Genomic DNA, 20911 nt, shown 5'->3' with positions numbered 1-20911 from the left:
GAATTTTACCAAACGTATGCGATTACCTCTCCACCAACGTTCTTTTGACGAGCTTCTTTGTCTGTCAAAAGACCTTCTGATGTAGAGATGATTGCAATTCCAAGTCCGTTAAGAACTTTAGGAATATCTTCACGTTTTGAGTAAACACGAAGACCTGGTTTTGATACACGTTTCAAGTTTGTGATAACTTTTTCACCGTTTGGTCCGTATTTCAAGAATACGCGCACGATGCCTTGTTTGTCATCTTCAATGAATTCAACGTTTTTTACAAAACCTTCGTTTTTAAGAATTGTAGCAATTCCTTTTTTGATGTTTGATGCAGGCACTTCAAGCACTTCGTGTTTTGCTTGGTTTGCGTTACGAATACGTGTCAAAAAGTCTGCAATTGGGTCAGTCATAACCATTTTAAAAATTCTCCTCTTACTAGTAGTTTGAAGTTCTCACTTGCTAGTTAATAATGATAGCAAGGACGTAAAGAGCAAGGTAAAATTAGGAAATCGACGATTGTTCGATGAACAAGAAGAGACTTATCTATTTTACACAGCTCTTAGTCCGGATTCACATCAGCAAATTCTACCATTGTTGAACTAACGATGATTAGTTCTATGTTGTTTTTCATTTGAGTTCAGGCTAAACGCTATGCAAAAAAGATAAATGTATCTAGGTGCAAACACCTTCGCTAAATTTCTTATTTTTGCTGAGCGTTTTTACGCCTTCACATCGTATTTGAGTTCGAGCTAAAAACGTGGTGAAAAAGACAGCTCTACCTAGGAGCATCGCTCCAGCGGTAGACCTCCTATTTTCACTTCGTTTTATTAACGCTCTCACATCATCATATTTGAGCACAGACTAAAATCCTGGTGAAAGAGAGACGCAACTGTTTCAGCTTTAGCTGAACTACAGGTGTGGCTACCTTTAGGTATAGCCTTTCTTGAGTTCTTTCAGAACTCTGCGTCAGGCTCCTATTTTCATACGGATTTTTTAACGTCCGTTGCATCATGTTATTACCAAGAAGCTTTGGTAACGCCTGGGATTTGACCTAAGTAAGCCAAGTCGCGGAAGCATACACGGCAAAGTTTGAATTTGCGGTAAACTGAATGTGGACGTCCACATTTTTCACAACGAGTATATGCTTGCGTAGAGAACTTAGCTGGGCGTTTGTTCTTAGCGATCATTGATTTTTTAGCCATTTATTCTCTCCCTCTTATTTTGCGAACGGCATACCAAGGCCAGTAAGCAATGCACGTGATTCTTCGTCAGTGTTAGCTGTTGTAACGATAACGATATCCATACCACGAGTTTTGTCAACATCGTCGAAGTTGATTTCTGGGAAGATCAATTGCTCTTTCACACCAAGTGTGTAGTTTCCGCGTCCGTCAAATGATTTTGTTGGAACACCATGGAAGTCACGTACACGTGGAAGTGATACAGATACCAATTTATCTAAGAATTCATACATACGTTCGCCACGAAGTGTTACTTTCGCTCCGATTGCAACCCCTTCACGAAGACGGAAGCCGGCGATTGATTTTTTAGCTTTAGTGATAAGTGGTTTTTGACCTGAAATCAATGCCAATTCTTGAGCAGCTTTTTCAAGGTTTTTAGCGTTAGAAACAGCGTCACCAACACCCATGTTCAAAACAATCTTATCAACTTTTGGTACAGCCATAACTGATGAATAGTTAAATTGTTCAGTCAAAGCAGGAACTACTTCATTAAGATATTTTTCTTTTAAGCGATTTGCCATGTTACTTCTCCTTTCCTTCGTGATTAATCAAGCACTTCGCCTGATTTTTTGTTGTAACGAACTTTTTTACCGTCAACAAACTTGTAACCAACACGACCTGCTACACCGTTTTTGTCAAGAACTTGTACGTTTGACACGTGGATAGCAGCTTCTTTCTCAACGATAGCACCTTGAGGGTTTTCGTTATTTGGTTTTTGGTGTTTTTTGACGATGTTAACACCTTCTACAACAACTTTATTTACTTTTGGAAGTGCTGTCAAGACTACAGCTTCAACGCCTTTGTCTTTACCAGCGATTACGCGAACTTTGTCGCCTTTTTTTACAAACATTTGGTTTCTCCTATTATTTCTTACGCCCTAATGGGCACCCTGAAAAGATTTTCAGGGGACTTCGTTTGTTTTATATTAAAGTACTTCTGGTGCCAATGAAACGATTTTCATGAAACCGCCGTCGCGCAATTCACGTGCAACTGGACCAAAGATACGAGTTCCGCGAGGTGTTTTGTCTTCACGGATGATGACTGCAGCATTCTCATCGAATTTGATGTATGAACCATCAGCACGACGAGCACCTGTCTTAGTACGAACGATAACGGCTTTCACGACGTCACCTTTTTTAACCGCACCACCAGGAGTAGCTTGTTTTACTGAAGCAACGATGATGTCGCCGATGTTTGCAGATTTACGTTTTGAGCCACCAAGAACTTTGATTGTCAAGATTTCACGTGCGCCACTGTTATCAGCAACTTTCAAACGAGTTTCTGTTTGAATCATGTAAGTTTTCTCCTTTCAGGTTGATTAAATGATAACTGCCTCTTCCACAACTTCTACAAGACGGAAGCGTTTTGTAGCTGAAAGTGGGCGAGTTTCCATGATACGTACGATATCGCCTTCTTTAGCAACATTGTTTTCATCATGAGCTTTGTACTTTTTAGAGTAGTTAATACGTTTACCATAGACTGGGTGGTTACGTTTTGTTTCAACTACAACTGTGATGGTTTTGTCCATTTTGTCAGATACAACACGTCCAACAAGAACTTTACGATTATTGCGTTCCATTGAAATTCTCCTTTCCCAATCTATTATTTCATTTCTGATTGCACAGTTTTGATACGTGCAATTTGCTTTTTAACTTCGTTCAAACGAGCAGTTTGCTCAAGTTGACCAGCGGCAGCTTGGAAACGAAGATCGAAGAGCTCTTTCTTCAATTCATTTTCGCGCTTTGCAAGTTCTTCTTGAGAAAGTCCACGAAGTTCTTTAACAAATTCTCTTACTTCATTAAGTTTCATGTCTTCTCCTTATTCTGCTTCACGTTTTACGAATTTGCATTTAACTGGTAGTTTGTGGCTAGCCAAGCGGAATGCTTCGCGTGCGATTTCTTCTGAAACGCCAGCAACTTCAAACATCACTTTACCACGTTTAACTGGTGCTACCCAACCTTCAGGTGCCCCTTTACCAGATCCCATACGTACCCCGATAGCTTTAGCGGTGTATGATTTGTGTGGGAAGATTTTAATCCAAACCTTACCACCACGTTTCATATAACGAGTCATCGCGATACGGGCTGCTTCGATTTGACGGTTTGTAATCCAGTGGCTAGTTGTAGCTTGAAGACCATATTCACCGAAGTCTACTTGTTTTCCACCTTTAGCTTCACCGCGCATTTTTCCACGGAATTCACGACGGTGTTTAACACGTTTAGGTACTAACATTGGTTATTTACCTCCTTTAGTGTTTTTACGAGCTGGAAGAACTTCTCCACGGTAAATCCATACTTTAACACCAAGTTTACCGTAAGTTGTAAGTGCTTCTTCCCAAGCATAGTCGATATCCGCACGAAGTGTATGAAGCGGAACAGTTCCTTCAGAGTATCCTTCTGCACGGGCGATATCAGCACCGTTCAAACGACCAGATACTTGAGTCTTGATTCCTTTTGCTCCTGCACGCATTGTACGTTGGATAGCTTGTTTTTGAGCGCGACGGAAAGCCACACGTTGCTCTAATTGACGAGCAATTGTTTCACCAACAAGGTGTGCATCCAAATCAGGTTGTTTGATTTCGATGATGTTGATGTGTACTTGTTTACCTGTCAATTTGTTTAATTGTGCACGAAGTGCATCAACATTGCTACCAGCTTTACCGATAACCATACCTGGTTTAGCTGTGTGAATGCTTACGATCACTTTGTTTACTGCGCGTTCAATTTCGATAGTTGAAACTGATGCTTCAGCCAATTCTTTTTTGATAAAGTTGCGGATTGCAAGATCTTCATGAAGGTAATCCGCGTATTCTTTTTCAGCATACCATTTAGCATCCCAGTCACGGATGATGCCGACACGCATACCAATTGGATGTACTTTTTGTCCCACGTTTTTACCTCCTTATTTTTCTGCCACAACTACAGTGATGTGAGCTGTACGTTTGTTGATTGGTGAAGCAGAACCTTTTGCACGTGGACGGAAACGTTTAAGTGTTGGTCCTTCGTTTGCGAAAGCTTCGCTTACTACCAAGTTTGCTTTTTCCAAACCAAAGTTGTTTTCAGCATTAGCGATTGCAGAGTTCAATACTTTCTCAATAATGCCTGCAGCTTTGTTTGGTGTGAATTTCAAGATTGCGATTGCATCGGCTACGCTTTTGCCACGGATGTTATCCAAGACAAGACGTGATTTACGAGGTGAAACACGTACTGTGCGAGCAGTTGCTTTAGCTGAAGTAATTTCTGCCATTATGTGTTCCTCCTATTATTTTCTACGTGTTTTCTTGTCGTCAGCAGCGTGACCTTTGTAAGTACGAGTTGGTGCAAATTCACCAAGTTTGTGACCTACCATGTCTTCTTGGATGTAAACAGGTACATGTTTACGTCCATCATAAACTGCGATTGTATAACCAATGAAACTTGGGAAAATCGTTGAACGACGTGACCAAGTTTTAATTACTTTTTTCTTTTCATCGTTTGCTTGAGCTTCAACTTTTTTCATCAAATGCTCATCGACGAAAGGTCCTTTTTTAAGACTACGTCCCATTTTAATATTTTCTCCTTTAAAATATGTACCACAGCGGCCTGCCTTGCAACCGCAAGGCTACCGAGCTGGCGGATATGCGTTACGCTACTTGTAACAGATTATTTTTCGTTGCGACGACGAACGATAAGTTTGCTTGATTTAGCTTTCTTGTTACGAGTTTTAAGTCCAAGAGCAGGTTTGCCCCATGGAGTAGATGGTGCTTTACGACCAACTGGTGCTTTACCTTCACCACCACCGTGTGGGTGATCGTTAGGGTTCATTACAGAACCGCGAACTGTTGGGCGGATACCTTTCCAACGGCTACGTCCTGCTTTACCAAGGTTCACAAGTCCGTGTTGTTCGTTTCCGACAACACCAACAGTTGCACGGCAAGTTCCAAGAATCATACGAACTTCGCCTGATTGAAGACGAACAAGAACGTATTTACCTTCTTGACCAAGCACTTGTGCAGAAGCACCTGCAGCACGAACCAATTCACCACCACGACCTGGTTTCAATTCGATATTGTGGATAACAGTACCGACTGGAATGTTCGCAAGTGGAAGTGCGTTACCGACTTTGATATCTGCTTCTGGACCTGAAACGATACGTTGACCAACTTCAAGACCTTTAGGAGCGATGATGTATGCTTTCACACCGTCTGTGTAGTGTACAAGAGCGATGTTTGCTGAACGGTTTGGATCGTATTCAATTGTTTTAACAACTGCTTCGATACCGTCTTTGTTGCGTTTGAAGTCAATCAAACGGTAATGACGTTTGTGACCGCCACCTTGGTGACGAACTGTGATGCGACCGTTGTTGTTACGACCAGCTTTGCTCTTAAGAGAAACAAGCAATGATTTCTCAGGAGTGCTTGTTGTGATTTCTGCGAAATCCAAAGAAGTCATGTTACGACGGCCATTTGTAGTTGGTTTATAAACTTTAATTCCCACGTTAATTCCTCCTTTGATTATTCAGCGTCAGCTGTAGCGAACAATTCGATTGCTTTTGAATCAGCAGTCAATGTGATGATTGCTTTTTTCACTTTGCTTGTACGACCTACATAACGTCCTACACGTTTTGTTTTAGGTTTTACGTTGATAGTGTTCACATTTGCAACTTTAACTCCGTCAAACGCTGCTTCTACAGCTTGTTTGATCAAAAGTTTGTGAGCGCGAGTGTCCACTTCAAACACATATTTTCCTGCTTCAAGCTGAGCCATTGAGCTTTCTGTGATGACAGGTTTTTTGATAACATCATACAAATTCATTATGCAAGAACCTCCTCAATTTTAGAGATAGCTGCTTGAGTTACAAGAAGTTTGTCTGCATTTGCAATGTCAAGGACGCTTGCAGTTGTAGCAGTTGCAACTTTCACGTTTGGAAGGTTGCGAGCTGAAAGAGCTGCAAATTCATTTCCTTCTTCAAGAATAACAAGGACTTTTGAATCAATGCTCAATGCTGCAAGAACTTTTGCGAATTCAGCAGTTTTTGGAGCTGTAAATGAAAGGCTGTCAACAGCTACAAATTTGTTTTCAGCAACTTTTTCTGAGTAAACAGATTTAAGCGCCAAGCGACGAACCTTTTGTGGAAGTTTGTAGGCATAAGAACGTGGAGTTGGTCCGAAGACTACACCACCGCCACGCCATTGTGGTGAGCGGATAGAACCTTGACGAGCACGTCCAGTTCCTTTTTGACGCCATGGTTTGCGTCCGCCACCTGAAACTGCTGAGCGATTTTTAACTGCGTGAGTTCCTTGACGAAGACTTGCGCGTTGGCTGATGATCACATCAAACACAACTGCTTGGTTTGGTTCGATACCAAAGATCGCATCGTTAAGAACTACTTCACCAGCTTGTTTACCAGTTTGGTCAAATAATGTTACGTTTGCCATTATGACTGATTTCCCCTTTCCTTATTATTTACCAGCTTTTACTGCTGATTTGATGGTGATAAGAGATTTCTTAGCACCTGGTACGTTTCCTTTGATAAGGATAACGTTCTTTTCTGGAACAACTTGTACAATTTCAAGGTTTTGAATTGTCACACGGTTGCCACCCATACGTCCTGCCAAGTGTTTGTTTTTAAATACACGGTTTGGCGCAACAGGTCCCATTGAACCTGGACGACGGTGGTAACGTGAACCGTGAGCCATAGGACCACGTGATTGACCATGGCGTTTGATAACACCTTGGAAACCTTTACCTTTAGATGTACCAGTTACATCAACAACATCTCCAGCTGCGAAAGTGTCAACTGTGATTTCTGCACCAACTTCCAAGCCTTCAATGTTTTTGAATTCACGAATGAAGCGCTTAGGAGCTGTGTTAGCTTTTGCTACATGGCCTTTGGCAGGTTTGTTACTCAATACTTCGCGTTTGTCATCAAAACCAACTTGGATTGCATTGTATCCATCTGTTTCAACAGTTTTCACTTGAAGAACAACGTTTGGAGTTGCTTCGATGACAGTTACAGGGATAAATTCACCAGTTTCAGTGAAGATTTGAGTCATTCCCACTTTTTTCCCTAAGATTCCTTTTGTCATGAGAAAAATATTCCTTTTCTTATTTTATAGTTTAAAAAGTTTTTAACGAGCGTTTTTCATGCTCAAACCAAGATGCACGATCCGTAGTTCGTGTTCTATTACAACTTGATTTCTACGTTCACGCCACTTGGTAAATCAAGTTTCATAAGAGCGTCAACTGTTTTTTGCGTTGGGTTCACGATGTCGATTAGACGTTTGTGAGTACGCATTTCGAATTGCTCACGAGAATCTTTGTACTTGTGAGTCGCACGAATGATTGTGTAGAGGCTACGTTCAGTTGGAAGTGGTACTGGACCAGCTACGCTTGCACCTGTACGTGTTGCAGTTTCTACGATTTTTGCAGCTGCTGTGTCAAGTGTACGGTGTTCGTACGCTTTCAAGCGGATGCGAATTTTTTTGTTTGCCATCTTTTTCTCCTTTTCGTCTATTTAAGATAATAGGCTAGCTCCACAAGAAAACCGACAGGTAGTTGCGTGGCAATGCAACCGAGCGTGTCGCAACCTCTTGCATCAAAGCTACAGCCGTATTTTTTACGGCACTAGAACATTCTAACAGATTCTAGCGGGCAATGCAAGCATTTTTGTTCGATTTTTGAAAAATAGTGCCGGAAGATGGAACTGCTTTGCGATTGATCAACATAAAAAGCTCAATATTTAAAATTTCGAGCTTCTTTCTATATATATGAATGTTTTCTGCAAAAATTCTTCATGCTTCCAAACCACTTCTATCATCTTTCGGCAATTCCTCTATGCCTGTAATGATGAGAGCAGGCCACTTGCGTTTCCAATTCTTCTTACAGACTCGCTCACGGTAGACCGTCATTCGGTCTTGATCCGCTGCAAAATGCGGCGTTGGACAAACCTTAAAAGTCAAAATATCCTCCAAGCCATACGGACAAAACAGGTCTACTTGAGAATCAGGCAACAAGCGAGCTGCGATTGCCGTGCATATTTCAGGATATTTAGAAATGGCATCTCGTGAATGTTTGTAGGAACTTGTGTGTGGGCTATGCTGGTGCATGTAGACTTGGTTTTTCAACTCCCAACGATAGTGCGGATAAGAACATTTCAACTTTTCTTCTATTAAAATAGTTTCTTCATAAGAAATGGTCGCATCATAAAATACGACATCCACATCTGTTTCCTCATCAAATGCCTCTTTGTGGCTGAGCAGATTCCAGATGAAGTTGCGAATTGTCCCTGCACAGACCCAGGCGTCTTGCAACTGCAGACTTGCGACAATTTCAAGTACTTCTCGCATTTTTCTATTCGTCAATAACATTTTTTTCAAGTCATTTTCAGTCATCATACATCCATTATACTACAAAAAATCGAGCAGCTAGTGCTTCTGCTCGATAGTAAGGAGGTTTATGAAAAAGAATGATTATAGTATAGAAAAGAATTCTTAATCAAACCTTAACCTACGACCTCTTTTATCGCAAGGAGGCTCTCGATATGGGTGTTGTTCGCAGAGGATGCAACTGTTAGGTTGAGACTTTTTATCCCTGCTGCCTGAGCTGTCTCGGCATCCAGCAGTCTATCTCCTATATAATAGGTTGTTTCCTGCGACAAATCATATTTCTCCACGAGATAGACAATCGCCTCCGGATGAGGTTTGCGTGCAAAGCCAGAATCACCCGTCAACACTTCTACAAAATACTTGGAAATGCCTAGCTCATCCAAGATGGCAAAGGCATTATCCCCTTTATGGGTGTAGACAAACTGTTTAATTCCTGTTTGATGACCCCACTCGAGAATTTCTCTAGCTCCCTCCATCAATTGAATATGAGCATTTTTTTCGCGCAAGGAATGAGCCCTCACCGTATTTAAGGTTTCTAGCGGTATTTGCTCCGCTTGCGAGAGTTGAACGAGCAATTCCTTGACCGAATAGCGTAAAATAAAGACTTTGATTTCTTCGCGATGAAAGGGCACATCAAACTGTTGATAGGTTTCTTCTAGTCCCAGTAAAATCGCATCGTAGGAATCCAGTAGAGTTCCGTCCAAGTCCCAAATAAATGCTTCGTTCATCGGCTTCTACCTCTCTATATATTCATACCCTAGGTGTTCATAGGCTTTAGCTGTCGCGACACGACCAGTCCTAGTCCGCATGAGAAAACCTTGCTGAATCAGATAGGGTTCATACATGTCCTCAACCGTCTCCCGTTCTTCTGCAATATTGACCGAAAGGGTATTTAGGCCGACAGGCCCACCGCCGTACATCTCAATCATGGTTCGCAGAATCTTCTGATCGACATAATCAAGACCCTCACGGTCGACATCTAGCATGGTCAAGGCTTTATCTGTAATGGTATCATCAATCACACCATCTCCCATGATTTGGGCGAAATCTCGCACACGTTTTAACAAACGATTGGCGATACGGGGAGTTCCACGCGAACGGCGCGCCAACTCGATGGCGGCTTCGTGGGTAATCTCCATTTCAAAAATATCAGCTGTCCGCTCGACAATTTCCGTCAAATCAGACAGGGCATAATATTCCATGTGACCTGTGATTCCAAAGCGAGCGCGTAGGGGATTGGACAGCATACCCGCACGCGTTGTTGCCCCAATCAGGGTAAAGGGTGGCAATTCTAAATGCACCGCTCGGCTGGCTTCACCCGTGCCAATCATGATGTCGATGTAAAAATCTTCCATGGCGCTATAGAGGATTTCCTCTACTGCCATAGGCAAACGGTGGATTTCATCAATAAAGAGGATATCGCCAGGTTCCAAGTCATTCAGAAGCGCTACCAAATCTCCAGCCTTTTCAATGACCGGACCGCTGGTCTGCTTGATATTTACCCCCAGCTCATTGGCAATCACAAAAGCCATGGTCGTTTTCCCCAAGCCCGGAGGTCCAAACAGCAGCGCATGATCCAAGGCTTCGTCCCGCATCTTAGCGGCCTCAATGAAGATTTTCAACTGATCCTTGACCTTGTCCTGACCGATGTATTCATTTAATTTTTGTGGGCGCAGGGTACGCTCTACGTACTCCTCATCGCCTAGTTGTTCTGTATCAAGTATTCTATTCATAGTTTTATTATATCACAAAAGGAGGAACAAGCCTCCCTTTCATTTCCTATAATCCCACGCGCTCAAAAATGTCATCCACGCGCTTAGCGTAATAAGACGGGTCAAAGAGTTCATCAATTTCTGCTTGACTGAGGCGCTCTGTCACCTGTTCATCTGCTTCAAGGAGTGGTTTGAAGGCAGTCTGATTGTCCCAAGCATAGGCCGTTTTAGGCTGTACCAAATCATAGGCCTCCTCACGCGTCATCCCTTTTTCAATCAAGGCAAGCATGGCACGTTGGCTGTAAATCAAGCCAAAGGTTGATTCCATATTGCGTTTCATATTTTCTGGAAATACCGTCAAGTTTTTCACGATATTCCCAAATCGGTTGAGCATGTAGTCAATCAAAATCGTCGTGTCAGGCGTGATAATCCGCTCTGCGGACGAGTGGGAAATATCGCGTTCATGCCAGAGAGCGACATTTTCAAAGGCGGTTACCATGTGCCCACGAATCACACGCGCAAGCCCTGTCATGTTTTCAGAGCCGATTGGGTTTCGTTTGTGAGGCATAGCAGAGCTACCTTTTTGACCCTTGGCAAAGAACTCTTCGACTTCGCGTTGCTCGGATTTTTGCAGACCACGGATTTCCGTTGCCATACGCTCGATGGATGTTGCAATGCTCGCAAGGGCTGCAAAATATTCTGCGTGGAGGTCACGCGGAAGGACCTGCGTAGAAATTTCCTGCGGACGAATGCCTAATTTCTCACAGACATATTCTTCGACAAATGGTGGAATATTGGCAAAATTTCCTACCGCACCAGAGATTTTCCCTGCTTCAACTCCCTCAGCCGCACGTTCGAAACGCTCGATATTACGCTTCATTTCGCTGTACCAAGTGGCGAGTTTGAGACCAAAAGTCGTTGGCTCCGCATGCACACCGTGGGTCCGCCCCATCATAATGGTATACTTATGCTCACGTGCCTTATCTGCGACAATCTCCGTGAACCTGCGCAAGTCCTCACGGATAATGTCATTAGCCTGCTTGTAGAGGTAGCCATAGGCCGTATCCACAACGTCTGTCGAGGTCAAGCCGTAATGCACCCACTTGCGCTCCTCCCCCAAGGTTTCAGAGACAGCACGGGTAAAGGCCACCACATCGTGGCGGGTTTCTTGCTCAATTTCCAAAATGCGGTCGATGTCAAATCCCGCTTTCTCACGGATTTTCGCCACGTCTTCCTTGGGAATCTCTCCCAACTCAGCCCAAGCCTCATCTGCCAAGATTTCCACCTCAAGCCAAGCCTTGTATTTATTTTCCTCTGTCCAAATAGCCCCCATTTCAGGGCGTGTGTAACGTGATAGCATAATTAAGATATTAAGGGCGTTAAGCGAACACAGCCAAAATAGGAATGTTAACGAAGAACCACAGGGTTCTCGGAAAAATTATCTTTTTGGTCAAATCCGTAGCTCGTATTCAGTTGCAAATACGGCCGCCCTCTTACTCCTTTCTATATTTTAAAATCAAGATAGCCTGTGTTAACGAACTTGCTTCTCTCTATGCAGTGCCATTTCTTGACAAATAATCGTCATCATGACTGGATTTGGATTTTGGCTGCTCCAGGAGGTCACCAGTAAATCATGCTTGACATAGCGCTCTTCAAGAGAAATTTCATCAACCAAAAACTGAATCTGATTTTCTAAAACCAAGACGGTCTTGGAAAAGTCAACTCCCTTATAGGATAGATAGTACACATATTCGCACTCATAATCGCTGAGTTCTATCTCCATAAAGCTATTTTCAAAATCAAGCCGAATCCGCTGCAAAGAACTGTCGTGAATCAAGCCCTTTTCTGCAAAGGCAAGCACCTCATTATCCAAGCGTGAACTAGCTTGTAACTTCTCCAAGTAAACTCGGTAATCTTCCTCGCTCATCCACCCTGAATCTGATTGATAGCGTTCTAACAGAGTCATGATTCTACTATCTCCATTTCTTTGATATGGTCGATGCGGACAACCTTCATCATTACTTGCCCTCTAATCCTTTCAGCAATTGCGACATGCCACATTCTCCATTTTCTCGCCGCTCCAATTTTCGAATCCTTTTAGTCAAATGCGTCAGTTTTTCACTAGCACTCCAACCTAGATACATGATTGCTAACAATAAAATGAAGTCCATCAGGCCTCCTACTCAAAATCCTCTTTACTAATCTCCACCGACGGATAGTGTGGTAAGCTATCGAGATTGACATCCATGGGTAAGTCATAGATTGCTAGATAGTCATTAGGGAATTTTTCCTGCAATTCTTGGTACTTGACAGCCACTTTTTCCTTGTCCTGACTGGCAAAGAGTACTTCTACAACTGCAACTTGGTCTGCAAAAGCATGAACGATAATTTGGTGCATAAAAACCTCCTAGTTTTTATAAATTTACCTCTTCCACTTTCTCCGTCAGCATGGTCACATGCCCCATCTTCCGATTATACTTAGCTTCTGCCTTGCCGTAAAAATGTAGGTGAGCCTGCGGGTGCTGTGTCATAAATTCTCTAGCAGCTTCCATATCCTGCCCCAGAATATTGAGCATAAGAGCTGGTGCATAGAGTTGAATGTCTGGCAAGGTTTCGCCCAAAATCCCCAAGATATGGGTGTCAAATTGGGAAAAATTACAGGCCTCAATGCTATAATGCCCCGAATTGTGAGGGCGCGGTGCGATTTCATTAACCAAAATGGTTGAGCCTGTCACAAACATCTCTATACATAGTGTACCAAAAAGTTGCAAGTCTGTGGCAATTTTTCTTGCCATTTGAACAGCTTTTTCTGCTAAATTTTCAGAAATGCGGGCTGGAACAATGGTTTTAGACAAAATATTGTTGCGGTGAATATTTTCTTGGACAGGAAAAACGGTCAACTCTCGACTATTTCCTGAAACTAAGACGGAAATTTCCATGTCAAAAGGCACAAAATCTTCCAAAACACAGTCCGTCTGGTCTGCCAAGACTTTTGCCTGCGCGAGACTCTCCTCATCTCGAATGACTACTTGACCGTGCCCATCATAGCCACCTGTCGCGGTTTTTAGCACTCGTGTCGTCACAAAATCATAGTCTGTCAAATCTTTGCTCGATGTCACCACTCGATAGGGGGCTACTGCAACGCCTACTTGGCTCAAAAAGGCTTTTTCAGCAATCCGATTTTGAGAAATCCGCAGCAAGTCCGTCCCTTGAGGCAAGAGTGCCTTATCCGCTACTGCATCAAGACTTTCCGCATCCACATTTTCAAATTCATAGGTCAGTACATCACAACGCTCCGCTAAGATACGAAGAGCCTCTACATCTGCATAGTCTGCCACGATTACCTCGCTGACCTTGGAGGCCGGGCAATCCGCCACAGGATCAAGCGTAATGACCTTGTGCCCACGGTAAATAGCCGCTATCGCCATCATCTGCCCCAGTTGTCCCCCACCGATAATCCCAATTGTTTTAGATAAGGTCATGACTTGACTCCTCTGCGATTTTCCCCTGCTTTTCCGCAAATGCGACTAATTTTTCCGTTAAGCCTGGCTGCTCCATCGCCAAAATCCGCACCGCAGACAGACCTGCATTGACAGCTCCACTATCGCCAATCGCCATGGTCATGACAGGCACACCTCCGGGCATTTGTACAATGGAGTAAAGCGAGTCAATTCCGCTCAACGCCCGTGATTTGATTGGCACTCCGATGACTGGCAAGGTCGTTTTAGCTGCCACCATTCCTGGTAAATGCGCTGCCCCACCCGCACCTGCAATAATCACCTTGATGCCTCGTTCACGAGCTTTTTCTGCATGTTCAAACATCAAATCAGGCGTTCGGTGGGCAGAGACCACCTTTTTTTCATAAGGAACGCCAAATTCATCCAATACCTGTGCTGTTTTCTTCATCGTTTCCCAATCTGAAATGGATCCCATGATGAGCGATACAAGTGTTTCTGCCATAATTTCTCCTTACTGAATTGCCTTATTTCCAATATCTGTCCGATAGAACAGACCTGTTGTGTCTTGATTTCTTAATTGCTGATAGATTATCTCTTGCGCTTGTGGCACGTTCTCCTGCGTGGTGACTAGCATATAGACCCGACCGCCATTTGAGACTAACGCCTGTGCAGCATTGCGCTTCGTCCCTGCATAGTAGGTCTCAACCTCACCACTGGTCTTTTCTGGCAACAACACCCCTTTTTCATAATCCAGCGGATAGCCCTTGCTTGCGACCACAACCCCTAAAGTCACACCTTCTTCTAGCCATGTAAAGGCTGGAGCTTTTCCTTCCAGCAAATCGGTGATGTTTTCAGCAAAATCAGAGGTCAGCCGTGGTAGGATAACCTGCGTTTCAGGGTCTCCAAAGCGAGCGTTAAACTCAATAACCTTGGGACCTTCTACCGTCAACATCAAGCCCGCATAGAGGATACCGAGATAGGGGCGCCCTTCTGCTATCATACCTTTCAAGACCGGCTGGATAATCTCTGTGACAGCCTGCTCAACCACACCCGCTGGCAGATGGGGAACTGGTGCATAAGCCCCCATCCCTCCTGTATTTGGCCCTTTATCCCCATCAAAAGCCCGTTTGTGGTCTTGAGCTGTAGGCATGAGGTAGAAATCCTCCCCATTGACAAAGGCAAAGAGGGAAAATTCCTCCCCGCTCAAGCATTCCTCGATGACCACGCGCGCTCCGCTATCGCCAAATTTATTATCAAGCAGCATGTCTTGAGCCGCAGCGACTGCTTCTTCCACCGTCTCTGCAACAACCACCCCCTTACCGAGCGCTAGGCCGTCGGCTTTAACAACAATCGGCGCTCCCTCTTCTTCAATATAGGCTTTGGCTGCTGCAAAATCAGAGAAAGTCTCATAGCGTGCTGTCGGCACACCATATTTTTTCATGATGGATTTGGCAAAATCCTTGGACCATTCCAATTCTGATGCGTTTTTTCTAGGACCAAAAGCGACTAGGCCAACCGACTCAAACGCATCTACGATGCCTGCCGCCAGGGCATCGTCTGGCCCCACAAAAGTCCAAGCAATGGCTTCTTTTTTGGCAAAGTCTATCAACTTAGAATGTTCGGAAATCGCAATATCCACTAATTCAATCCCCTCTGAAAGCATTCCGTCATTTCCAGGAGCAACAAAGACCTTCTCAACGCCTTTTGACTCTATTAATTTCTTCGCAATCGCATGTTCACGACCACCTGAACCAACCACCAACAGTTTCATCTGCACACCTCTAAAAACGTATTTTATAAGGATATTGTATCAAAATCATTCGTATTTATCTATAAATTCTATAAAATAGTCCGTTTTTCACTCCATTTCCGAACGATAGAAGAAGAAACATCCCAAGCGGGGCTTCCTACACTTGGGATGTCTAGCGATTTATGAGAGCACATCGTAGAAAGGTATGCTCATACTGGCTCTTTTAATGCCTAAAATGTCTCACGCCTGTAAAGATCATGGTTAGACCATGTTTATCCGCCATATCAATGGACTCTTGGTCGCGGACAGAGCCACCGGGTTGGATAATGGCCTTGATGCCTGCGGCAGCGATTTCCTCGATGTTATCCGCAAAGGGAAAGAAGGCGTCACTAGCAAGCACAGCACCGTCCAAGCGGTCTTTTGCTTGGTCAATGGCGATTTTCACGGAAGCGACCCGATTGGTTTGCCCCGGTCCAACACCTAGCACCATGTGATCATCGGTGATGATAATGCCGTTTGATTTGACATATTTGATGGATTTCCAAGCAAAGGCAAGAGCAGTCTGCTCTTCTAGACTTGGGGTGCGCTTAGTGACAACTTGCCAGTCACTCGAATCTTCTGCTACCACATCTTGGTCTTGGACAAGAAGCCCGCCTAGCACGCCTGTGACTTCTTTTTCAGTAGTACTATCTGCCTGTTGGCTAAAGTCCAGCTCCAAAATCCGCAGATTTTTCTTTTTGTTGGTCAATATCTCTAGAGCTTCGGGTGTGTAGCTCGGTGCGATGATGATTTCAAGGAAAATCGGGTGCATTTTTTCAGCCGTTGCCGCATCTACCTCACGGTTCAGCACGACAATTCCACCAAAAATCGATACAGGGTCTGATGCGTAAGCGTAATCCCAAGCCGTCTCAATATCCTCTGCCTGTCCAATGCCACACGGATTCATGTGCTTGAGTGCAACGACTGTTGGGCGATCTTGAAAATCACGGATAATCTGAATGGCTGCATCGGCATCACGAATATTGTTAAAGGAGAGTTCTTTTCCATTTAGTTGCTTGCTGGCTGCGATAGAGTAAGCAAGAGGCAGAGCTGTTTGGTAGAAATCAGCATGCTGCTGTGGATTTTCCCCATAGCGCATCGGTTGCTTAAGTTCATAAGTTAGGGTCAACTTCTCTGGCTTTTCTTCGCCCACTTGATTGGTAAAATAATCCGCAATCAAGGCATCGTAGGCTGCGGTATGACGAAAGACCTTGGCCGCTAGGCGCTTGCGGGTGGCAAGGCTGGTAGCGCCTGCTGCCTGCAATTCGTCCACTACAATTTGATAATCAGCTGGGTCCACAACCACCGTCACGCTGGCATGATTTTTTGCAGCAGAGCGGAGCATAGACGGTCCACCAATATCGATATTTTCGACAGCATCTGCGTAGGTAACATCAGGCTTTGCAATCGTTTCTTTGAAAGGATAGAGATTCACCACCACTAGATCAATCAAGTCAATGCCGTGGCTTTTTGCTGCCTCTAGGTGACTGTCAAGATCTCGTCTGGCTAACAGACCTCCATGAATCTTAGGGTGCAGGGTTTTCACGCGCCCATCCATCATCTCTGGAAATCCTGTCACATCATCAATGGCAATGGTCGCAACACCCGCAGTATCCAGCGCCGCTTTCGTCCCACCTGTCGAGATAATATCCCAGCCCAGTTTTTCTAATTCCTGTGCAAATGCTACAATGCCTGTCTTGTCCGACACACTAATCAAGGCTTTTTTTGTCATGATTTCTCCTTATTTCTCTACTTCGCCCTATTCCAATTTCCTTTTTGCATCAAAGGGTTCGTCTTGTAAATATTTCTCGGTCATCTTGACCGAAAATCGTAAATGCTAGTGAGTGCAATAGCTGCTCCATTCTATGATTGCCTTTGACAAAATCTGCCCGAATGGTGCTGTATTTCCCTAGTGCTTTAGCTTGCTCTATTAAGGCTAGGATAGCTGATTTTCCGTAGCCCTTTCCCTGCTCGCGCCAATCAATCATGAGGCGCCAAATCATATAGCACGCCTCTTCATCATCTACATCCACCAAGGCAAATCCTACCACCTTATCATCTGCATAAATGGCATAGGGAAAGACATCTCCATTTTCCCGATAGAGCCAGCAATCCGCTAGCGAGCGAAGATTAGACGCCACAAACTGCTGGTCTTTCTCCGCAACCGTCAAGTCAATGACTTGAGCAAAATTTTCCTCATCTACTAATCTCAGTGTAACCATTGTAGCCACTCCTTTCTTGTTGTAATCCATCATGACATACCATCATTCTATCATATTGGACTTACAAATGAGAGAGCAACTCCCGAATCACCTCTGGATAAAGTTTGTATTCCATCGCATGTATCCGCTCTTCAAAACTCTCAAGCGTATCGTTTTCTAAAATCGGCACGCGCTCCTGACGGATAATCTGTCCGCTATCTACACCTGAATCTACCCAGTGGACGGTCACACCCGACTGGTCAACACCAGCATGCCAAGCGTCCTCAATACCGTGAGCACCTGGAAATTCTGGCAAGTAGGCGGGGTGAATGTTGATCATCCGTCCCTCGTAGCGGGCAAGAAGCGTATCTGCCACAATCTTCATGTAACCCGCCAAGACCACCAAGTCCACCTCATGCTGTTCCAGCAAGGCCACAATCGCCCGTTCGTAGGCTGCCTTATCATCAAATTCTTTGAGTTCAAAGGCATAAGCCGCCACACCGAGAGCCTTGGCACGCTCCAGTACGTAGGCATCACGGTGGTCTGAAAAGACAAATTCAACGGGAAATTGCTCCGCAATCACTTGAAAATTCGACCCATTTCCTGAAGCAAAAACGGCTATTTTTTTCATTTAAGTACCACACTCTGATCTGTTTTTTCAATCACACGACCGATTTCATAGACTTCTTCGGCAAGCATCTCTTTCACACGCGCCACGTCCTCTGCTGCTACTGCAAGCACCATTCCGAGACCCATATTGAAAATTTCAAACATCTCTTCATGAGGAATCTCACCGTATTTCTCCAAGGCTTTGAAAATCGGCAAAACGGGTACCTTGCTTTCCTCAATCTCAGCAGCCAAGTTCTCACCAAACATCCGAGGAATATTTTCGATAAAGCCACCACCTGTGATATGGGCAATGCCATGTACCAAGCCTGCCTTGATAAGGGGAAGAAGAGCTTTGACATAGATCCGTGTCGGCTCAAGCAAGACTTCCTTGAGAGGCTTTCCCTCTAATTCGGGCAAGCATTCATCGCCTGTATAGTCAGCAAAAACACGACGGACGAGGGAATAGCCATTAGAATGAATACCACTTGAGGCGAGGCCCAGAAGAACGTCGCCTGCCACCACCTTTGACCCGTCGATGATTTGAGATTTCTCCGCAATGCCGACCGCAAAACCTGCCAAGTCATAATCCTCTTCACCATACATACCTGGCATTTCAGCCGTCTCTCCTCCAATGAGGGCGGCACCTGCTAGGTGACAGCCGTCCGCAACACCTTTGACAACCTGCTCTAATTTTTCAGGAATGTTTTTCCCCGTCGCGATATAATCGAGAAAGTAGAGGGGCTCCGCACCTGCTGCGACAATGTCATTGACACACATGGCCACACAATCTTGGCCAATAGTATCGTGCTTGTCATACTGAATTGCTAGCATGAGCTTGGTTCCAACCCCGTCAGTTCCAGAAATCAAAACAGGTTCTTTGACCTCAAGTTCTGTCAGGTCAAACATGCCTCCAAAGCCACCGAGAGCGCCCATGACACCCAGACGTTCGGTCTTTTTGACATGCTTTTTGATGCGTTCAACGACCTCATATCCTGCTTCTACATCGACACCTGATGCTGCGTATGCATTTTTTGACATCCTTTTCTCCTTTCACATACCGTAAATGCTACTATCGTCACTTCATTTTCTTTTATGAAGTAAGCTAGATTAGTAAAAACTCGTTTTTTCTGCCAGACTTTCCAGATACCGCTTTTCATAATCATAGAGTGGCGTTGGATAATTCCCGTCAAAATAGGCTACACAAAGCCCGCCATTTGGAGCGTCTGTCTCCATGCCCACTCCCTCAATCAAGCCTTCTAAGGACAGGAAGGTCAAGCTATCTGCTCCAATAATCTCGCATATCTCCTCCTTGCTGTGATTGGCTGCAATCAATTCGCTGCGCTGTTGAATATCAATCCCGAAAAAGCAAGGGTATTTGAGAGGGGGACTAGCAATCGCCACATGAACCTCTGCTGCTCCTGCATCTCGCAACAGCTGAACAATCCGCCTACTGGTCGTTCCTCGAACAATCGAATCATCTACCATGACCACGCGCTTGCCTCTGACAATGCTGGATACGGCAGACAATTTCATCCGAACGCCCTGCTCCCGCAATTCCTGCGTCGGTTGAATAAAGGTGCGTTGAGTGTATTGGTTTTTAATCAAGCCCATTTCGTAGGGCAGTCCTGATTCTTCCGCGTAGCCACTAGCTGCGGACAGGGAGGAATTGGGCACACCAACGACAATATCCGCTTCAATTTTTGCTTCTTGTGCCAAACGGCGACCCATTTTTTTACGCGCCGCGTGGACATTGACGCCGTTAATCACACTGTCTGGTCGCGCAAAATAGACATATTCCATGGAACAAATAGCCAGCTGTGTGTCCTCTGTATAGCGGTCATGCCGAATGCCGTGGTCATCAATGATGACGATTTCTCCCGGTTTCACATCTTCTATCCACTCAGCTCCGACCACTTCAAAAGCACATGTCTCACTGGAAACCACCCAGGCACCATTTTTCATCTGCCCGATAGATAAGGGCCGAAAACCGTTGGGATCAAGCGCCGCAATCAGCTTATCTTCTGCCATAATCAGATAGGCAAAGCCACCCTTGACTTGATTGAGTGCTTCTTTAATCTTATCCAGCAATTCCTCCTTTTGACTGCGCCGAATGAGGTGCATGAGGATTTCGGTATCAGAAGAACTGGCAAAAATCGCTCCCTGTGCTTCCAACTCTCTCTTCAAACTCTGGGTGTTGGTCAGATTTCCATTGTGAGCCAGCCCCAGCTGCATATCAAAAAAGTCAAATAGAAAGGGTTGGACGTTGTTGATAGAAGCTCCACCTGCTGTTGCATAGCGGACATGACCAATCGCTGCTTGACCTCGCAGGCTTTCCAAATCTTCCTGATGTCTAAAAACTTCAGAAACCAAGCCCAAGCCTCGATGACGGCGAAGGGTTCCTGCTTCATTGGCCAAAATCCCAGCTCCCTCCTGACCGCGGTGCTGCAAGCTGTGCAAGCCGAAATAGGTCACTTGACTGGCCTGCGGATGCCCCCAAATGCCAAACAAGCCACATTCTTCATTGAGAGATTTTACTTCGTATGTCATCATT

General features: G+C 44.6%; 31 protein-coding genes. All 31 read right to left on the bottom strand.

The genetic code is table 11. From position 1 onward, the window contains the following. Positions 1 to 5: 5 nt before the first annotated feature. On the bottom strand, positions 6 to 404 hold the full coding sequence (rpsH, locus tag BU202_RS09625) for a 30S ribosomal protein S8 (protein WP_075099715.1): 399 nt from the start codon (positions 402 to 404) through the stop codon (positions 6 to 8). A 600-nt stretch (positions 405 to 1004) separates the two neighbouring features. Further along, positions 1005 to 1190: a type Z 30S ribosomal protein S14 gene (locus BU202_RS09620; protein WP_002936651.1), complete on the bottom strand. Its 186-nt coding sequence runs from the start codon at positions 1188 to 1190 to the stop codon at positions 1005 to 1007. A 14-nt stretch (positions 1191 to 1204) separates the two neighbouring features. After that, entirely contained in the window at positions 1205 to 1747 is a 543-nt protein-coding gene (gene rplE / locus BU202_RS09615; protein WP_029176426.1) for a 50S ribosomal protein L5, read from the bottom strand. Positions 1748 to 1770: 23 nt separating this feature from the next. Further along, positions 1771 to 2076, bottom strand: a complete 306-nt coding sequence (rplX, locus tag BU202_RS09610; protein ID WP_075105557.1) for a 50S ribosomal protein L24 — start codon at positions 2074 to 2076, stop codon at positions 1771 to 1773. Positions 2077 to 2151: 75 nt separating this feature from the next. After that, positions 2152 to 2520 (bottom strand): 50S ribosomal protein L14, encoded by a 369-nt coding sequence (gene rplN / locus BU202_RS09605; RefSeq protein ID WP_067087623.1) that lies wholly within the window; start codon positions 2518 to 2520, stop codon positions 2152 to 2154. A 24-nt stretch (positions 2521 to 2544) separates the two neighbouring features. Next, entirely contained in the window at positions 2545 to 2805 is a 261-nt protein-coding gene (gene rpsQ / locus BU202_RS09600) for a 30S ribosomal protein S17 (protein WP_000440801.1), read from the bottom strand. A 23-nt stretch (positions 2806 to 2828) separates the two neighbouring features. After that, the gene (gene rpmC, locus BU202_RS09595) at positions 2829 to 3035 is read right to left on the bottom strand and encodes a 50S ribosomal protein L29 (protein ID WP_075105556.1); all 207 of its coding nucleotides are present in this window, start codon (positions 3033 to 3035) and stop codon (positions 2829 to 2831) included. 9 nt (positions 3036 to 3044) lie between these two features. Next, complete coding sequence (gene rplP / locus BU202_RS09590; RefSeq protein WP_067087620.1) at positions 3045 to 3458, bottom strand: 50S ribosomal protein L16; 414 nt, start codon at positions 3456 to 3458, stop codon at positions 3045 to 3047. A 3-nt stretch (positions 3459 to 3461) separates the two neighbouring features. Next, positions 3462 to 4115 carry a 30S ribosomal protein S3 gene (rpsC, locus tag BU202_RS09585; protein WP_075105555.1) on the bottom strand — a complete coding sequence of 218 codons (654 nt, stop codon included), beginning with the start codon at positions 4113 to 4115 and terminating at the stop codon, positions 3462 to 3464. A gap of 12 nt (positions 4116 to 4127) precedes the next feature. Then, positions 4128 to 4472 carry a 50S ribosomal protein L22 gene (gene rplV / locus BU202_RS09580; protein WP_067087616.1) on the bottom strand — a complete coding sequence of 115 codons (345 nt, stop codon included), beginning with the start codon at positions 4470 to 4472 and terminating at the stop codon, positions 4128 to 4130. 15 nt (positions 4473 to 4487) lie between these two features. After that, positions 4488 to 4769, bottom strand: a complete 282-nt coding sequence (gene rpsS, locus BU202_RS09575; protein WP_000533766.1) for a 30S ribosomal protein S19 — start codon at positions 4767 to 4769, stop codon at positions 4488 to 4490. Between the two features lie 98 nt (positions 4770 to 4867). Then, on the bottom strand, positions 4868 to 5701 hold the full coding sequence (rplB, locus tag BU202_RS09570; protein WP_075099719.1) for a 50S ribosomal protein L2: 834 nt from the start codon (positions 5699 to 5701) through the stop codon (positions 4868 to 4870). 17 nt (positions 5702 to 5718) lie between these two features. Beyond that, positions 5719 to 6018, bottom strand: a complete 300-nt coding sequence (locus tag BU202_RS09565; protein ID WP_067087612.1) for a 50S ribosomal protein L23 — start codon at positions 6016 to 6018, stop codon at positions 5719 to 5721. Next, positions 6018 to 6641 carry a 50S ribosomal protein L4 gene (gene rplD / locus BU202_RS09560; RefSeq protein WP_067087610.1) on the bottom strand — a complete coding sequence of 208 codons (624 nt, stop codon included), beginning with the start codon at positions 6639 to 6641 and terminating at the stop codon, positions 6018 to 6020. The genes BU202_RS09565 and rplD overlap by 1 nt, the downstream gene beginning before the upstream one ends. Before the next feature lie 24 nt (positions 6642 to 6665). Beyond that, positions 6666 to 7292 (bottom strand): 50S ribosomal protein L3, encoded by a 627-nt coding sequence (gene rplC / locus BU202_RS09555; RefSeq protein ID WP_075105554.1) that lies wholly within the window; start codon positions 7290 to 7292, stop codon positions 6666 to 6668. 98 nt (positions 7293 to 7390) lie between these two features. Beyond that, positions 7391 to 7699, bottom strand: coding sequence for a 30S ribosomal protein S10 (gene rpsJ, locus BU202_RS09550; protein WP_067087606.1), 309 nt, complete (start codon positions 7697 to 7699; stop codon positions 7391 to 7393). Between the two features lie 298 nt (positions 7700 to 7997). Next, positions 7998 to 8597, bottom strand: coding sequence for a nucleotidyltransferase family protein (locus tag BU202_RS09545; RefSeq protein WP_075105553.1), 600 nt, complete (start codon positions 8595 to 8597; stop codon positions 7998 to 8000). 110 nt (positions 8598 to 8707) lie between these two features. After that, positions 8708 to 9319 (bottom strand): HAD-IA family hydrolase, encoded by a 612-nt coding sequence (locus BU202_RS09540; protein WP_075105552.1) that lies wholly within the window; start codon positions 9317 to 9319, stop codon positions 8708 to 8710. 6 nt (positions 9320 to 9325) lie between these two features. After that, positions 9326 to 10324 (bottom strand): Holliday junction branch migration DNA helicase RuvB, encoded by a 999-nt coding sequence (gene ruvB, locus BU202_RS09535; protein ID WP_075105551.1) that lies wholly within the window; start codon positions 10322 to 10324, stop codon positions 9326 to 9328. Between the two features lie 46 nt (positions 10325 to 10370). Then, on the bottom strand, positions 10371 to 11663 hold the full coding sequence (gene purB, locus BU202_RS09530) for an adenylosuccinate lyase (protein ID WP_075105550.1): 1293 nt from the start codon (positions 11661 to 11663) through the stop codon (positions 10371 to 10373). 171 nt (positions 11664 to 11834) lie between these two features. Next, the gene (locus BU202_RS09525) at positions 11835 to 12269 is read right to left on the bottom strand and encodes a hypothetical protein (protein ID WP_075105549.1); all 435 of its coding nucleotides are present in this window, start codon (positions 12267 to 12269) and stop codon (positions 11835 to 11837) included. A gap of 52 nt (positions 12270 to 12321) precedes the next feature. Continuing rightward, complete coding sequence (locus BU202_RS10575) at positions 12322 to 12474, bottom strand: hypothetical protein (RefSeq protein ID WP_167364753.1); 153 nt, start codon at positions 12472 to 12474, stop codon at positions 12322 to 12324. 8 nt (positions 12475 to 12482) lie between these two features. Continuing rightward, positions 12483 to 12701 carry a phosphoribosylaminoimidazole carboxylase gene (locus BU202_RS09520; RefSeq protein ID WP_075105548.1) on the bottom strand — a complete coding sequence of 73 codons (219 nt, stop codon included), beginning with the start codon at positions 12699 to 12701 and terminating at the stop codon, positions 12483 to 12485. 16 nt (positions 12702 to 12717) lie between these two features. Continuing rightward, on the bottom strand, positions 12718 to 13785 hold the full coding sequence (purK, locus tag BU202_RS09515) for a 5-(carboxyamino)imidazole ribonucleotide synthase (RefSeq protein ID WP_075105547.1): 1068 nt from the start codon (positions 13783 to 13785) through the stop codon (positions 12718 to 12720). Then, entirely contained in the window at positions 13772 to 14263 is a 492-nt protein-coding gene (gene purE / locus BU202_RS09510; RefSeq protein ID WP_075105546.1) for a 5-(carboxyamino)imidazole ribonucleotide mutase, read from the bottom strand. Before purE ends, purK begins: the two co-directional genes overlap by 14 nt. Positions 14264 to 14272: 9 nt before the next feature. Further along, a complete protein-coding gene (gene purD, locus BU202_RS09505) occupies positions 14273 to 15532 on the bottom strand; it encodes a phosphoribosylamine--glycine ligase (RefSeq protein WP_075105545.1) in 1260 nt (419 codons plus the stop codon). A 202-nt stretch (positions 15533 to 15734) separates the two neighbouring features. Beyond that, on the bottom strand, positions 15735 to 17282 hold the full coding sequence (gene purH, locus BU202_RS09500; protein ID WP_075105544.1) for a bifunctional phosphoribosylaminoimidazolecarboxamide formyltransferase/IMP cyclohydrolase: 1548 nt from the start codon (positions 17280 to 17282) through the stop codon (positions 15735 to 15737). Between the two features lie 49 nt (positions 17283 to 17331). Further along, a complete protein-coding gene (locus BU202_RS09495) occupies positions 17332 to 17772 on the bottom strand; it encodes a GNAT family N-acetyltransferase (protein WP_075105543.1) in 441 nt (146 codons plus the stop codon). Positions 17773 to 17833: 61 nt separating this feature from the next. Next, positions 17834 to 18382, bottom strand: coding sequence for a phosphoribosylglycinamide formyltransferase (purN, locus tag BU202_RS09490; RefSeq protein ID WP_075105542.1), 549 nt, complete (start codon positions 18380 to 18382; stop codon positions 17834 to 17836). Beyond that, the gene (gene purM / locus BU202_RS09485; RefSeq protein WP_075105541.1) at positions 18379 to 19398 is read right to left on the bottom strand and encodes a phosphoribosylformylglycinamidine cyclo-ligase; all 1020 of its coding nucleotides are present in this window, start codon (positions 19396 to 19398) and stop codon (positions 18379 to 18381) included. Before purM ends, purN begins: the two co-directional genes overlap by 4 nt. Before the next feature lie 69 nt (positions 19399 to 19467). After that, positions 19468 to 20907, bottom strand: coding sequence for an amidophosphoribosyltransferase (purF, locus tag BU202_RS09480; RefSeq protein WP_075105540.1), 1440 nt, complete (start codon positions 20905 to 20907; stop codon positions 19468 to 19470). Between the last annotated feature and the right edge of the window lie 4 nt (positions 20908 to 20911).

Source organism: Streptococcus cuniculi, assembly GCF_001921845.1.
GTDB classification, from domain to species: domain Bacteria; phylum Bacillota; class Bacilli; order Lactobacillales; family Streptococcaceae; genus Streptococcus; species Streptococcus cuniculi.
This window is presented reverse-complemented; position numbering and strand designations above follow the sequence as displayed.